At 39.9% G+C, this 14,223-nt stretch carries 14 protein-coding genes; 7 read left to right on the top strand and 7 right to left on the bottom strand.

The genetic code is table 11. The features are described 5' to 3' along the window. Positions 1 to 22: 22 nt before the first annotated feature. The gene (locus DK924_RS11340; RefSeq protein ID WP_055011930.1) at positions 23 to 409 is read left to right on the top strand and encodes a VOC family protein; all 387 of its coding nucleotides are present in this window, start codon (positions 23 to 25) and stop codon (positions 407 to 409) included. Between the two features lie 51 nt (positions 410 to 460). Here the strand turns inward: DK924_RS11340 and DK924_RS11335 are convergent, their stop codons facing one another. Beyond that, positions 461 to 1,822, bottom strand: coding sequence for a M17 family metallopeptidase (locus DK924_RS11335; protein WP_054201279.1), 1,362 nt, complete (start codon positions 1,820 to 1,822; stop codon positions 461 to 463). A gap of 82 nt (positions 1,823 to 1,904) precedes the next feature. Continuing rightward, a complete protein-coding gene (locus DK924_RS11330) occupies positions 1,905 to 2,327 on the bottom strand; it encodes a hypothetical protein (RefSeq protein WP_075170321.1) in 423 nt (140 codons plus the stop codon). A 104-nt stretch (positions 2,328 to 2,431) separates the two neighbouring features. Between DK924_RS11330 and DK924_RS11325 the strand changes: the two genes are divergently transcribed. From DK924_RS11325 to DK924_RS11315, 3 genes are all read left to right on the top strand, one after another. Next, positions 2,432 to 2,590 (top strand): oxidoreductase-like domain-containing protein, encoded by a 159-nt coding sequence (locus tag DK924_RS11325; protein ID WP_010389126.1) that lies wholly within the window; start codon positions 2,432 to 2,434, stop codon positions 2,588 to 2,590. Positions 2,591 to 2,924: 334 nt separating this feature from the next. After that, positions 2,925 to 5,495, top strand: coding sequence for a TonB-dependent siderophore receptor (locus tag DK924_RS11320; RefSeq protein WP_054201280.1), 2,571 nt, complete (start codon positions 2,925 to 2,927; stop codon positions 5,493 to 5,495). 144 nt (positions 5,496 to 5,639) lie between these two features. Beyond that, the gene (locus DK924_RS11315; RefSeq protein ID WP_109875208.1) at positions 5,640 to 7,082 is read left to right on the top strand and encodes a sulfotransferase; all 1,443 of its coding nucleotides are present in this window, start codon (positions 5,640 to 5,642) and stop codon (positions 7,080 to 7,082) included. Here the strand turns inward: DK924_RS11315 and DK924_RS11310 are convergent. Then, entirely contained in the window at positions 7,051 to 7,959 is a 909-nt protein-coding gene (locus DK924_RS11310; protein ID WP_075170323.1) for an alpha/beta fold hydrolase, read from the bottom strand. The two genes, DK924_RS11315 and DK924_RS11310, sit on opposite strands and share 32 nt — an antisense overlap. Positions 7,960 to 8,088: 129 nt before the next feature. On the opposite strand from DK924_RS11310, the gene rlmF reads away from it, so the two are divergent. Both rlmF and ltaE read left to right on the top strand, forming a co-directional pair. Continuing rightward, positions 8,089 to 9,021 carry a 23S rRNA (adenine(1618)-N(6))-methyltransferase RlmF gene (gene rlmF, locus DK924_RS11305; RefSeq protein ID WP_109875207.1) on the top strand — a complete coding sequence of 311 codons (933 nt, stop codon included), beginning with the start codon at positions 8,089 to 8,091 and terminating at the stop codon, positions 9,019 to 9,021. Between the two features lie 19 nt (positions 9,022 to 9,040). Next, positions 9,041 to 10,045 carry a low-specificity L-threonine aldolase gene (ltaE, locus tag DK924_RS11300; RefSeq protein WP_109875206.1) on the top strand — a complete coding sequence of 335 codons (1,005 nt, stop codon included), beginning with the start codon at positions 9,041 to 9,043 and terminating at the stop codon, positions 10,043 to 10,045. On the opposite strand, the gene DK924_RS11295 is transcribed toward ltaE, so the two are convergent. From DK924_RS11295 to DK924_RS11280, 4 genes are all read right to left on the bottom strand, one after another. Next, complete coding sequence (locus DK924_RS11295) at positions 10,028 to 10,612, bottom strand: thymidine kinase (protein WP_008112278.1); 585 nt, start codon at positions 10,610 to 10,612, stop codon at positions 10,028 to 10,030. The genes ltaE and DK924_RS11295 overlap by 18 nt on opposite strands. 77 nt (positions 10,613 to 10,689) lie before the next feature. After that, positions 10,690 to 11,157: a methylated-DNA--[protein]-cysteine S-methyltransferase gene (locus tag DK924_RS11290; RefSeq protein ID WP_109875205.1), complete on the bottom strand. Its 468-nt coding sequence runs from the start codon at positions 11,155 to 11,157 to the stop codon at positions 10,690 to 10,692. Continuing rightward, positions 11,154 to 12,506, bottom strand: coding sequence for a DNA-3-methyladenine glycosylase 2 family protein (locus tag DK924_RS11285; RefSeq protein ID WP_109875204.1), 1,353 nt, complete (start codon positions 12,504 to 12,506; stop codon positions 11,154 to 11,156). The genes DK924_RS11290 and DK924_RS11285 overlap by 4 nt, the downstream gene beginning before the upstream one ends. 70 nt (positions 12,507 to 12,576) lie before the next feature. After that, positions 12,577 to 13,065 (bottom strand): GNAT family N-acetyltransferase, encoded by a 489-nt coding sequence (locus DK924_RS11280; protein WP_109875203.1) that lies wholly within the window; start codon positions 13,063 to 13,065, stop codon positions 12,577 to 12,579. Positions 13,066 to 13,324: 259 nt separating this feature from the next. On the opposite strand from DK924_RS11280, the gene DK924_RS11275 reads away from it, so the two are divergent. Continuing rightward, entirely contained in the window at positions 13,325 to 14,185 is an 861-nt protein-coding gene (locus DK924_RS11275; RefSeq protein ID WP_055011923.1) for a cation diffusion facilitator family transporter, read from the top strand. Positions 14,186 to 14,223: the final 38 nt, after the last annotated feature.

The following is a 14,223-nucleotide window of genomic DNA, read 5'->3' as shown; positions in this document are numbered from 1 at the left end:
TTTTGTTTTTTAAGGAAAATATATGCAACTACTAGGCATTCATCATGTAGCCATCATTTGTAGCAACTACCCACGCTCTAAACATTTTTATAGTGAAATATTAAAACTTACGATTATCAATGAGCATTATCGAGCAGAGCGTCAGTCTTACAAACTCGATTTAGCTTTACCTGATGGCAGTCAGTTAGAATTATTTTCGTTTAACGATGCGCCGAGTAGACCAAGCTATCCCGAAGCACAAGGACTTAGACATTTAGCATTTAAGGTTAGTAGTGTAGAAAACAGTAAAACGTATTTAGAGTCGCATGGAATCGACGTAGAAGAAATAAGAGTGGATGAAATTACCGGCAAAAAATTCACCTTTTTTGCCGATCCAGATGGTTTACCCCTTGAGTTATATGCGCTTTAACATCAAATAACTCAAGGCAAGGTATGTTTGATTTAGTTAACCCTAGTTAGGTTAGTTAAATCGATTTTGTAGGTAAGTAAATACTGCACGAATGCCCAGAGCTTCACCACCTGCAGGGCGCCCTGGTAATGCTCGTAAGTTCCATGCCATTACATCAAAATGAACCCATGGTGTGTTTGGCTCTACAAATTCTTTCAAATAAAGCGCAGCGGTTATTGCGCCACCAAATGGCGTACTTGAACAGTTAGTCATATCAGCCACATCGCTTTTCAAAAATGGGGTGTATTGCTCGAATAACGGTAATTGCCAAACAGGGTCGTTAACTTGCATCCCCGAATCCATAATCGCATTAGCGACATCACGTTCCGTTGAGAAGAAGCCTGGCAGCTCTGTCCCTAAAGCAACACGGCACGCACCAGTTAAGGTAGCAAAATCAATAATTAATTCAGGCTCATCGTTTTGTGCTTCGCTCAAAGCATCACACAGAACTAGTCGCCCTTCTGCATCAGTATTATCTATTTCGACCATAATACCTTTACGGGTTTTTATTACATCGCCAGGGCGAAATGCATTACGCGAAACAGCATTTTCAACCGCAGGTACTAAAACACGAAGACGTATTGGTAAGTTAGCAGCCATAATTAATTGAGCCAAGGCAATAACATGCGCAGCCCCACCCATGTCTTTTTTCATGTTACGCATGCCTGAACTTGGTTTTAAATCTAGCCCACCTGAGTCAAAACATACACCTTTACCGACTAATGTAATTTGTGGCGCATCAACCGCCCCCCACTTCAAATCGAGTAAACGCGGTTTGTTTTCACTTGCACGGCCTACCATATGAATAGTTGGATAATTTTGTTCTAATAACTCATCGCCTACCCATTGGGTAAACTCGCCGTCGAATGTATCAGCTAAATCGCTCATTACCTGTGATAAGTGCTGCGGCATCATATCGGCAGCTGGGGTATTAACTAAGTCGCGAGCTAGATTAATTGCATCTGCTTGTTGTTTTACTTGTTCATATAATGTTTTATCGGCAATGCCAAGCTGAGCTTTTGCTGTGGCTTTTTGTTTATACTCACTGAACTCATAACCACCTAACACAAAGCCTAAAGCAAGTTGAGAAACTAAAGACTCATCACCCTGAATTTGGTAGCAGCCTTTAGGTAATTTACTTGCAAGCTCGCCAGCAGCCCAAAAATCATCGACTCGTTGCATAATACAAAATACTTGGCTTAATTCACCGGTTTCTGCGTTTGGTATTAACGCAAGTCCTGACTTTTCAAAATCGGTATTTGCAAGCCACTGCTGCACAAAGCTTGGTTGCTGAGTAAGCCAGTCTGTTAATTCATTTTTAACAATAAAAGATAGAGGAATTCCTGAAGAGGTATGACGAAGTAAAGCGCTCATTAATGACTCACATAATAGAAAATGATGTCCTAGCATAACAATAAGCACTATTAAAAGGTATAGCTAATTATGTTCTGCTAACTTACTTCTTCTTTGTGGGAGTTGAGTCTTGCTGTTGGCTTTGTTGAGCAATCTGTTGATCAATTTCTTTAATAGGCTTATTCATACTAAAAGAACTTGGCAATACATCAACACCCACTAACTGCCCTAGTTTAACAACCAGTGGAATAGTTAATGGTGCAAACGGCAATAACGCAAAAACGCCTAGTCCTAATCCTTTTAATATATCTACAAACTGCTCGTTGGCGCGTTTTAGTTCTGCTTTGTTTGTTTGCCCTTGGGTATAACGCCTATAAGTTATTAGCATTTCTTTGGTTTCTTGCTTTTCCTGAGCAAGGGCTATTTTAAGCGCGACCATAGCACGACGAAAGCGTAGTTGTTGTCGCTTTTTACTTATTTTAGCAACCCGCCAGGGTGCACGATGAATGACTTTATATAATCGCATAGCCTGTATTCTCACACAGCGTTCTAAGTTCACAAAGAATAATTTACACGCTTTATTCAATCATTTATTCTAAGCGTCCTTTTTTCCACTTTTGTAATAAAAAAATGCAAAAAAACATCCCTAGTACTAAACCCGAAAGACCAAAATCTGATGAGTGCTGTGGCGGCGGCAGTTGCTGCCCTTGCGTGTGGGATGAATATAAAGAAAAGCTGGCTGCGTGGAAAAAACACCATGGTGAAAATATCAACAGTAAGTCAATTTAATTCAATAATAGAAAATAACTAAAATAGCTTATTTAGTTAGTAATTATGTATCAATGTCTGTTTTTACCCCCTTTTCTCGCCCTAGTTGTGATTAACTCTGCGTTATTTTTAGATAAACCATTTGTTTCCACTTGTTAAATAGTAGTTAATTAGCCATTGCCCTCTTTAGTTTTTTTATCTATAGTCTATTTCGAGGACTCACAGGAGGTGCGCTTAATTAATTAAGCTTTTAGGAGTGAGTTAGCTATATTTGCTCCCCATTGAATGTGAAATGTCCACAAAAATAAGTCAGTAAATAGACTATACAAATCAATTCTAACTGGGGATATTTAGAATGAAATTAAAAAGCAATGCGCTTCAACAGGCGATCAAATTTGCTCTAGCAACAACAGCCGCAGGCTTGTTTGTTTCTGGTTCAGCAATTGCTCAAGAAGAGCAAACCGAAGTTAAAGTAAACAAAAACGTAGAAAAAATTGCCGTAGTTGGTACGCGCTCTGCGCCTCGCTCTATTGGTGACTCACCTGTTCCTATCGACATTATCGGTGGCGAAGAGCTTAGCAAGTCAGGCAACACAGATATGCTAGAGCTGTTAAAAGGAGCTATTCCTTCTTTAAACGTTCACTCAATGCCAATCAGTGATGCCGCTTCATTAGTACGCCCTGCAAACTTGCGCGGACTTCCTTCTGATAGCACACTAATTTTACTTAACGGTAAACGTCGTCATCGTGCCTCTGTTATTGCCTTTTTAGGTGGTGGTATTAATGATGGTGCTCAAGGTGCCGACATTTCAGTAATTCCAAGTATTGCACTGAAACAAGTAGAAGTTCTTCGCGATGGTGCTGCTGCACAATATGGTTCTGATGCGATTGCTGGGGTTTTAAACTTCCAACTTAAAGATGCCTCAGAAGGCGGGTCATTCGAAGTTCGTAAAGGCCAATATTACGAAGGCGATGGTGATACAACCCAAATTTCAGGTAATGTGGGCTTACCATTTACCGATAGCGGTTTTGCAAATTTAAGTTTTCAGTACAAAACAGCCGATGCGACCAGCCGTTCTGTACAAAGAGCCGATGCCACAGCACTTGATGCTGCAGGCGTTCCAGACATTGCCCCAATCACCCAAGTATGGGGTGCACCTGAGGTAGATGACGACATCTCTATCTTTGGTAATGTTGGTTTAGAGCTAACTAACGACTCTCAATTTTATATGTTTGGTAACTACTCAGAGCGTGATGTACGCGGTGGTTTTTATTACCGTAACCCGCATACTCGCCCTGGTGCATACTCAAACGATGGTGGCGAAACACTTCTTGTTGGTGACTTAACCGGTGATATGAGCGGTAACTGTCCAACCATTATGATTGATGACAACGTTCTTGATAACCCTGACTACATTAATGGTGTAGCAAACAACCCTGATTGTTTCGCATTTAACGAAATGCTTCCGGGCGGTTTTACACCAAACTTTGGTGGTAATATTACAGATACGTCACTCACTATTGGTACTAAAGGTGAGTTTACTGGCGGCTTTTTAGAAGGCGCTTACTATGATTTAAGCGGTACTGTAGGTTACAACGAATCTCGCTACTTTATATACGACACAATCAATGCTTCATTGGGTCCAGATACTCCGCGTGATTTTAGCCCAGGTAAATATGAACAATTAGAGAAAAACTTTAATTTTGATATTTCAAAGGGTTTTGACTTTGACTTAGCTTACGATGTAAACATTGCCGGTGGTTTAGAGTGGCATGAAGAAACCTTTACCGTAGTAGCAGGCGATGAAGCTTCATTTATTGCCGGCCCATTAACTGATCAAGGTTTTGGTATTGGTTCTAACGGTTTCCCTGGATTTAAACCATCAGATGCAGGCGAATACGACCGTCGCAACTATGCAGCTTACATTGATATTGAAGCGCCATTTACTGAAGAGTTCTTAATGGGCTTAGCGCTTCGCTACGAAGATTACGATACCTTTGGTTCAACCACTAACTATAAGTTAATGGGTCAATACCACCTTACTGAAGATCTAAACGTTCGAGGCTCAATTAGCACCGGTTTCCGTGCGCCTACCGTAGGCCAAGCAAATGTTAGTAACGTACAAACTAACTTAAGCAGTGGTGTACTGGTAGATTCAGCATTGTTACCACCTACAAACCCAATTGCTATTCAACTAGGTGGTACTGAACTTGAACCTGAAGAATCGCAAAGCTACACCTTTGGTGCGGTATACACCATCGGCGATTTATTCTTAACAGTTGATTACTACAACATCCAAGTAGATGATCGTATTAGTCAGTCAGATAAAATAGAACTTAGCCAAGCAGATAAAGACACACTCGAAGCTGCTGGTGTACCTAACGTACAAAACTTAGCGCAAGTTAGTTTCTTTACCAATGACTTTGATACCACTACTCAAGGTGTTGACTTAGTTGCTAACTACTCGGCTGAGTTGTTCAGTGGTAGCTCTACATTCAGCTTAGCTTACAACTGGAATGAAACAGAAGTAACACGCTCAAGTGATATTACCGGAGCATTTAAAGTAAGTCGTCTTGAAAATGACTTACCTAATCACCGTGCAACACTGAGCTGGGCACAACAATGGGAAAGCTTTTCAGCATTTTCTCGCCTTAACTACTTTGGTGAGTACCAAGGCGTTCACGTAGATTATGATGAAACGGCTAAAATGGCTGATGCAGCAGTCACATTAGATGTTGAAGTAACTTACTTCATGAATGACTCAATTAGTTTCTCAGTCGGTGCACAAAACCTACTGGATCAAGAGGCAGAGAAACTTGATTTCGCCGTAGCACCAAATAACAACTGGGGTGGTAAGTACTACGAAACATCTCCATACGGAATTAATGGTGGCTTTTACTACGCTAAAGCAACCTATACTTTCTAAAATGTGTTAATGATAATCAAAGGCGAAATGTGTAATGCATTTCGCCTTTTTATTACCCTCTATAAACCCATTTAAAATGACTTTTACACTCGCATTTTTTGTGGCTTTGGGGTTATATTAAATAAAAAGAATATTAGTTGTATTATGCTACTAAAAAAAGCGAATGAGTTATTGTCACAAAACAAGCTTAGAGAAGCAGAGTTTCATTACAAAACGCTATTACAAGCAGAGCCTGACAATGGTAACGCCCTATTTGGCCTAGGTAAGGTAGCACTGCGTTTAGAACAATTTGATGCTGCTGTGTATATACTACAACGAGCGTGTCAGCACCTCCCTTATGTATTAGAACCTTTGTATGCATTAAGTGATGCATTTAATGCGGTCAACTCCCCTGAGGACGCGCAAAAAGTACTCGAGTACGCAACAAGCATTGCCGCAGACAACCCAGACACCCACTATTATTTAGCTCAGCATTATTTAAATTTTGGCGAGCTTGATAAAGCGCAGGTCACATTAGAGGAGGCATTAAAGCTTGGAATAGCACCGGTTACGGCTTATGTTTTATTTGAATTGGTACAATTAGGGCGTTTTAATAAGGCAAATAATTACATTGATCAGTTACACCATTTTTTAACGCAAACAAATAACCTACGCTTAAAAATGGTCTGCTACTATGCTTTAGCTAAAAGCTACGACAAGTTAGACGATACTGATCAAGCGTTTAACTATTTTGTGATTGCCAATCAGCAACAACACAAACTCAGTGAATTTAATACTGAAGATTTAATTGGCTTTTATGATCAACTTATTGAATATAACAATGAAAGTGTGCTCAATTTAGCAAACCTAAATAAGCAGTACCCTGTTACGCCCGTGTTTATTATTGGCATGCCACGAAGCGGCTCAACTCTACTCGAACAAATGTTAGCAGGGCACAGTCAATGGGCAACGCTTGGAGAAGACTCCAGTATTAGTAATAAGGTAGTCGCCTTTTTAGAACATAAAACAGGGTTACGCTACCCTCAATGCTTAACTAAGCTAACAACGCCTTTAATTAACCAAGCCAGAGCTATTTATTTAGATACGTTAAGCTCTTTTGAGGGCAATTGCGCATTTGTGATCAATAAACTGCCTAGCAACTACCAAAACTTAGGGTTAATTTATATTTTATTCCCAGATGCTAAGTTTATAAACCTGACCCGCAACTTTCATGCAACCGCATTTTCAGTGTTTACTAATTACTTTGCTGAAAACGAACCCTATTTTTGTGATTTAAATGAATTTGCTTTGTATCATCAGCTTTATGAAAAACTGATGAGCCATTGGCAGCAATTTAACCGCTTAGCTATTTATAATTTAAGTTACGAGCAGTTAATTGAAAATCCTAAAGATCAATTAACCGCACTATTAAGTTTTACTGGCTGCGAATTTGAACATACTTGTTTGGACTTTTACAAAAACAAAAGCGCCGTTACAACGCTCAGTAAACATGCCATCAGGCAACCTGTAAATAACAAAAGCCTTGATAAGTGGCAGCGTTATGAAGCCCCTTTACTTAGTTTGCTCTCGTTGCCTCAAACCAATTAAGCACATCCATAAACTGTTCTTGGCGTGCCTGAGGGTGAGTAAGCATATTAATATGGTCGTAATCTACTTTGTGCCCAAAGCGGCGGCCATATATTTGCATTTTTTGCACCCCAGTACCTGACTCATCAATAAACTTTTGAATATCGATAGGCTGTGCCAATGCTTTATCTTTTACTGCCGCAATATGTAACGTTGGAGGAAGCGTGAGATTTGCTAATGTTTTAGCGTAATCAAACCCGTCATCACTGTCTATCCACGGGTTTTGTTTCGCCCACTGCATACTTTGATAGTGCGACTTTTGAGTTTCATCATCACTGCCCCACTTTAAGCGTTTTGCCGGTAAATAACCGTGTTTTTTCGCTAAAATTGGTGCCATAAAATACCAAATCAAATTGGCCTGAAATAACTTTTTAGGGTGGTTATTAAATAGCGAACGCTTTGAACCAAAATAGGCACACGCTTTTACATCGTTTATCAGCTCAGGAAAGCGAGCAAACACGCTATTAAGCAACACCCCACCCCAAGAATGAGCAACTAAAAAGTCAGGTTTTTTACTCTCTAACTGTTCAATTTTCTCAATAAATGCCGGAATATCTTCAACAATCGCCTCAGTTTGTCCATACCGTGCTTGCTTACAAATAGCAGGTTTACTTTCACCACGCCCGCGTAAATCAGCTACGTAACAACAATACCCTTGTTCAGCTAAAAAAGGCGCTAACCCTTTATTGCTATGAGTGTAAAATATTTTGCCATTTTCTACCGCGCCATGAATTAATAGCACCACAGGCCCACTTGGCTGCTGGTTGGCGATACGACGCAAATGCAGTGTTTGATGGTCACCTAATTTAATAAAAACAGACTCTTGAGTAACTGCCAAAGCGAATTCCTTATAATTGCTAACAACTCATCCTACCAGTAATAACTGGTAAGCCAAAGGGAAAATTATGCACTTTTTCTGTCTGTATTTGTTACTATTGGCTTTTATTCCTGTTGTTAAAAAAGCCTCATGAAAGCAAAATCAACTCGTTCTAAATTACATCCGCGCAATCAACACAAAAATGGTTACGATTTTAATTTGCTTACCTCGCAAACCCCTTCGTTAACTGCTTTTTTAATTACGACTCCAGCAGGCAATCAAAGTATTGATTTTAGTAATAACTTAGCTGTAAAAACCTTGAATCAGGCGCTATTAAAAAGTCATTACAACATTAACTTTTGGGACATTCCTGAGCACAACTTGTGCCCACCTATTCCAGGTAGAGTAGATTATATTCATTACTTAGCTGACTTACTCAGCGAAGATAATCAGCAGGTTATTCCCACTGGTCGACAAATTAAAGTGCTTGATATAGGCACTGGCGCTAACTTAGTTTACCCGCTAACGGGCAATAGTGAATACCAATGGCATTTTACTGGCAGCGACATAGACTCTGCAGCAATAAAAATAGCCAAGCAGCTCGCTCAGTTCAATAATCTAAAAATAACGCTTAAACAACAAAAAAATCCCGAGCATATTTTTAAAGGGGTGATTAATGCGAAAGATTTGTATCATTTAACGATGTGTAACCCGCCATTTCACGCCAGTGCAGAAGAAGCTAGTAAAGGCAGTGAACGTAAATGGAAAAACTTAGGCAAAGCGCCTTCGCAAGCACTTAATTTTGGCGGACAAAGTAATGAGCTGTGGTGTGAAGGTGGTGAGCTGGCCTTTATTTCTACTATGATAAAAGAAAGCAGGGTTCACAGTGACCAAGTAATTTGGTTTACCTCGTTGGTTTCTAAAAAAGAAACTCTAGCAGCCTTAGAAGCACAGCTAAAACAACAGCCTATTAGTGAATTTAAAATTGTTGAAATGGCACAAGGGCAAAAAGTCAGTCGCTTTATTGCATGGAGCTATTTTGATAAAGCCACCCGAGAACAAATTTGTGAAGAATTAGTATAAAGCCACTTAAGGACACCCCATGATAGATTTTCGCTCAGATACAGTAACAAAACCGTGCAGCAAAATGCGGGATATTATGTATCATGCCCCCGTCGGCGACGACGTTTATGGCGATGATGAAAGTGTAAACCAATTAGAAGCTTATGCTCGATTACGTTTTAATGTGCAAGATGCACTTTTTTGTAGCTCAGGCACACAAACAAATCTGCTTGCATTAATGGCCCATTGTGAACGCGGCGACGAGTATATATGTGGCCAAAATGCTCATAACTACAAGTTTGAAGGCGGTGGCGCTGCCGTTTTAGGCTCTATTCAGCCACAGCCTATTGAAAATGAAGCCGATGGTAGTCTATGTTTTACTAAAATTGCTGCAGCAATTAAACCCGATGATAGCCACTTTGCAAAAACCCGCCTGTTAAGCCTTGAAAACACCATAGGTGGTAAAGTACTCGGTATTGATTATTTACTCAAAGCACGCGAATTTGTTAACCAACATAACTTAGCACTGCATTTAGATGGCGCTCGCGCTTTTAATGCCGCTGCCGAGCTTAACGTTGATATTAAAGAAATAACCCAACATTTTGACTCTGTATCTATTTGCTTATCAAAAGGATTAGGTGCACCTGTTGGTTCATTATTGCTTGGTTCAACAGCATTGATAGCCAAAGCAAGACGCTGGCGAAAAGTGCTTGGCGGCGGTATGCGCCAAGCGGGTATATTAGCTGCTGCGGGGCAATATGCTTTAGAAAATAACACTCAACGTTTAGTCGATGACCACGCTAATGCACGTTATTTAGCAAAGCAGTTAAATAACGTGGCTGGTTTTAACGTAAACATGAGTAATACCACAAACATGGTTTACGCTACGTTTGATAACAGCATAAACATCACAAAACTAGCAGCAAATTTAAAAGCACAGGACATTGTGTTTAGCCCAAGTAAGCAACTTAGGCTAGTAACCCATTTAGGTATAACCAAAGCGGATATAGATACCTTTATAAAAGCCCTAACGGCCCATATTTAACGCGGCTTTATAATGTTTGCGGCACACCGATTCATAACGGTCGTTGCCGCCAATTTCTACTTGGTTGCCATCGGCAATAGCCTCGCCATTTTCATCGGTACGTAATACGTGATTTGCTTTACGCCCACAATGACACACCGTTTTAAGTTCTATTAACTTATCAGCCCAAGCAAGTAAATATTGCGAGCCGCTAAATAACTCTCCTCTAAAGTCGTTCCTTAAGCCGTAACACAATACGGGAATGCCTAATTCATCGACTACATCGGTTAACTGCATAACTTGATCTTTAGATAAAAACTGACATTCATCCACGAGTACACAATGACGTTTTTTATCACTATTGAGCGATTTAATTAGCTCGTACACGTCTTTATCCGCATCATAAATATGCGCATCTGCTTGAAGGCCTATACGAGAGGATACTTTGCCCACTCCTGCTCTATCGTCAATGGCAGCCGTGAGGATCACCGGCTCCATACCGCGCTCTTTATAATTAAACGCTGATTGTAATAAAGTGGTTGATTTACCTGCATTCATTGCAGAGTAGTAAAAGTATAATTGCGCCATGGCCATGCCTTCAAATAAAAAGTGCGCTTATGCTACCCTAAAGTGCAGAGAATACAAATTTGGAAACGCTATTTTATTTATTTTGCTTCGTGCTCTAGTAACCATTGCTTACGCTCTAGGCCACCAGCATAACCAGTTAGCTTTTTATTTGCACCAATGATGCGGTGACACGGCACAATAATGCTGATTGGGTTTTTGCCATTTGCAGCCCCCACCGCCCTCACTGCTTTAGGATTATTTAATTGTATGGCAATATCTTTATAGGTTGCCACTTTAGCAAACGGTACGCTTTGTAATGCCTGCCATACGCTTTGCTGAAATGGCGTGCCGCCAGTATCAAGCTCTAAATCAAACTCAGTACGCGTATGAGCAAAATACTCATTAAGCTGCGCCACACAAGATAAAACATGTGAATTAGTCACCTTATTTAAAGGCGTACTGACATAGCTGGTCGGTGGATAAAACCCCAGATAACTAATACCGTTTTCAGTTGCCTGAATAATAATATCGTCAATCGGGCTGGGTAAACTGGTTTGCACTATCATAATTGCTGCCAAAGTTGAAAAGTTAAGTAAGATCGAAATGGTGCACAGTTCGCAGATTCAAACGAGCTTGCTGCCGCTTGGGCTTTTTTAACCCCTAAATCGCCATCAAGTAAAATATCGGGTTGGCTTTGACCGCGCAGTTTTGCGTAATTAACCGTCCAAGGGCCAATTCCTTTTAAAGTAAGCCATTGGTCTAAATCATCCTCCTTGGGGTGAATAGCACAAAATTCAGCGAGATTATGCAGTGCATTTTTACGTGCCTGCGGCATTTTAAAAAAAGCAAAATCACTACCTGCCACTACTTCAGGTGTTGGAAAGTACACCTTTCCCTCTTGTTGCTCCGAAAGCTGTTGCACTAATTGAGTCACTAAATTATGCGCCGCAGTTACACTCACCTGCTGACCTAACACAGCGCGAATACCCGCTTCAAAGGTTGACCAAATACCCGGTAACCTTAAGCCTTTAGTAAGTGGAAATGCATTATTAATGTGTTCGCTTAAATGCGCCTCAATTAAATAAGTATCTGCATCTAAATCAAGTACACGGCGAATGTTGTTAATAACGGGCTGTAAATATTGCGTATTATCTATATCAATTTGTACCCGAAAATGATGTTTATCTGCAATAAATTCAGCATTAAAGCGGCCTCTACACGATTTATAAGTAAAAGTACGCCCATAACTGGTTGGCGTTAACCACTCTATTGGCTCTATAAGTCGTTTTGCTAAAAACCCATGCAATGCTTGCCAGTTATATGGCGGACGAAAAGGCAAAGTTAAGGTGAGCCCAAGATCAGTTGAGTGCTTGGCGGTTCTGAGCGCTGAGGGCGCGATATTAAGTTGTTTTAAAAAAGCATCATTGAATCGTCGCACACTTTTAAAGCCGGAAGCAAACGCTATCTCGGTAAGCGGTAAGCTGGTTTCTTGAATCAATTTTTTTGCAAAATGGCATTGATTAAATAATCGATATTGAGTTACTGAAAGACCAAAATATTGAGAAAAAAGCCGCCTTAAATAGCGGCTGCTTATTCCTAAACGCGCAGCAAGTACTTCACAATCACACTCGTGATATTGATCAATTAACTGCTTAGCACGCAATGCAGTGGTTTGTGATCCCAGCCAAGCAGCACTACCTGGTGCGCTATCGGGCCTGCAACGAATACAAGGCCTAAACCCTGCTTGCGCAGCAGAGTGCGCAAACTGATAGTAGGTTACATTTTTTTCATGCGCAGTGGGCGCGGGGCAAATTGGCCGACAATAAATACCTGTGGTTTTTACCGCTACATAAAAAAGCCCATCAAAACGCGCATCGCGGCTCTGACGCGCTTTTTGCCAATGCTGATTAACCATAAATTGCTCTTATAAGTTATGTAGCGCTTAGCTTAACAAAAACTAGGTATATTACTGGCCATATTCGGCACTAATCTTTGTTTGCAAAATCAATCAATGCTTGGCCCGTTAAACGATATATAATCCATTCATTCTGTGGCTCAGCGCCCATGCTATTATAAAAATCAATTGCGGGTTTATTCCAATCAAGCACTACCCACTCAAAGCGGCCACAGTCTTTGCTTATTGCTCTGTTTGCCAGCTCTTTCATGATAGCTTTACCGGCACCATTTCCACGGCTATCTGGGCTAACATATAAATCTTCTAAATAGAGACCATTTTTACCTAACCAAGTAGAGTAGTTGTAAAAATACACCGCAAAACCAATCGGTTCATCATCTTGTAAACAAATTAAACTATGCGCTGTTGCGCCGTCGCAAAACAGTGTATCTAAAATTGCTTGTTCATCTGTTTTAACTGCATCTGGCTCTTTTTCGTAAATGGCAAGCTCATTAATAAAATGCAGAATTGTTTTTGCATCACTTGGCTGTGCATCGCGAATTTCTATTGTTGTGTTCATTGTTATTAACCCTTCAAAACGACTTTTATGCCTATTAAATTTAAAATAAAAAGTGCCTAAATAATTATGATAACTTAAGCCATTAATACATTTATTTATACCCTAGCATATCGTTTTTATATTCAATACGTAACTATCACGGGCTTATTTAAATTTAGCCATTACGATATCTAAAAAACAAATTAAAACAGCGCTTTTATAAATGGTAAAAAGTTGTCATTATGAGTAAAAAGTAAAGCAATAAGGGAGTTTAACTAAAATGGGTCATGGTCACTCACACAGTCACGTTGATGATAACCAAAGTGATAAACAGCTCACTCTTGCCGTATTTATAAATGTTTTACTGACTGTAGTGCAAGTTGTTGGCGGCGTATTTTCTGGCAGCCTTTCATTAATTGCCGATGCATTACATAACCTAAGTGATGCGGCTTCTATTTTTATTGCCCTCGTTGCCCGAAAAATTGGCAATAAACAGGCTGATACAACCCATCATTTTGGCTACAAACGCGCAGAGATACTAGCAACCCTTTTTAATAGCACTACGTTAATAGTCATCGGGGGTTATTTAATTTTTGAAGCCATAAATAGTTATTTAAACCCCCAACCTATCAATGGCTGGATCATTGTATGGGTTGCCGCAGTAGCGCTACTCGTTGATTTAGTCACTGCGTTATTAACCTTTAAAGCCGGCGCTAAAAATAACATGAATATAAAGGCGGCGTTTATTCATAATGTGTCTGATGCAATGGCATCAATAGTCGTTATTATTGCCGGTACTTTAATCATTTTATACCAGTGGTATGTTGTTGATTTAATAGCGACTATTTTAATATCACTTTACGTTATTTATCATGGCGTATTATTACTTAAAGCGAGCTGTAGTATTTTAATGCAAGCAGCACCCATTGATTTTGATCAGCAACTTATAAGCAAAAAATTACTACAACAGTTCGCTATTACGCAAATAAAATCAATAAAAGCGTGGCAACTGGACGATACTACCACTCACTGTGAAATTGTGATGCAAACAGATACCCCTATTGAGCTTAATGCCATAAAACACTATTTACATGATGAATTTGCAATTGAACACTGCGTAATTGAGTGTTGTTCACCTTAGTTTGATTATACAAAGTACTTTGTAATTAAAACTGAACA

The sequence above is a fragment of the Pseudoalteromonas sp. meg-B1 genome, assembly GCF_003173795.1.
GTDB lineage: Bacteria > Pseudomonadota > Gammaproteobacteria > Enterobacterales > Alteromonadaceae > Pseudoalteromonas > Pseudoalteromonas undina.
The sequence above is the reverse complement of the archived record's forward strand: the minus strand, read 5'-3'. Positions and strand labels throughout refer to the sequence as shown.

What these genes read in the sequence shown, in the direction of transcription:
- DK924_RS11340 (WP_055011930.1), top strand. Translation starts at nt 23, where the DNA reads ATGCAACTACTAGGCATTCATCATGTAGCCATCATTTGTAGCAACTAC.
- DK924_RS11335 (WP_054201279.1), bottom strand. Translation starts at nt 1,822, where the DNA reads ATGAGCGCTTTACTTCGTCATACCTCTTCAGGAATTCCTCTATCTTTT.
- DK924_RS11330 (WP_075170321.1), bottom strand. Translation starts at nt 2,327, where the DNA reads ATGCGATTATATAAAGTCATTCATCGTGCACCCTGGCGGGTTGCTAAA.
- DK924_RS11325 (WP_010389126.1), top strand. Translation starts at nt 2,432, where the DNA reads ATGCAAAAAAACATCCCTAGTACTAAACCCGAAAGACCAAAATCTGAT.
- DK924_RS11320 (WP_054201280.1), top strand. Translation starts at nt 2,925, where the DNA reads ATGAAATTAAAAAGCAATGCGCTTCAACAGGCGATCAAATTTGCTCTA.
- DK924_RS11315 (WP_109875208.1), top strand. Translation starts at nt 5,640, where the DNA reads ATGCTACTAAAAAAAGCGAATGAGTTATTGTCACAAAACAAGCTTAGA.
- rlmF (WP_109875207.1), top strand. Translation starts at nt 8,089, where the DNA reads ATGAAAGCAAAATCAACTCGTTCTAAATTACATCCGCGCAATCAACAC.
- ltaE (WP_109875206.1), top strand. Translation starts at nt 9,041, where the DNA reads ATGATAGATTTTCGCTCAGATACAGTAACAAAACCGTGCAGCAAAATG.
- DK924_RS11295 (WP_008112278.1), bottom strand. Translation starts at nt 10,612, where the DNA reads ATGGCGCAATTATACTTTTACTACTCTGCAATGAATGCAGGTAAATCA.
- DK924_RS11290 (WP_109875205.1), bottom strand. Translation starts at nt 11,157, where the DNA reads ATGATAGTGCAAACCAGTTTACCCAGCCCGATTGACGATATTATTATT.
- DK924_RS11285 (WP_109875204.1), bottom strand. Translation starts at nt 12,506, where the DNA reads ATGGTTAATCAGCATTGGCAAAAAGCGCGTCAGAGCCGCGATGCGCGT.
- DK924_RS11280 (WP_109875203.1), bottom strand. Translation starts at nt 13,065, where the DNA reads ATGAACACAACAATAGAAATTCGCGATGCACAGCCAAGTGATGCAAAA.
- DK924_RS11275 (WP_055011923.1), top strand. Translation starts at nt 13,325, where the DNA reads ATGGGTCATGGTCACTCACACAGTCACGTTGATGATAACCAAAGTGAT.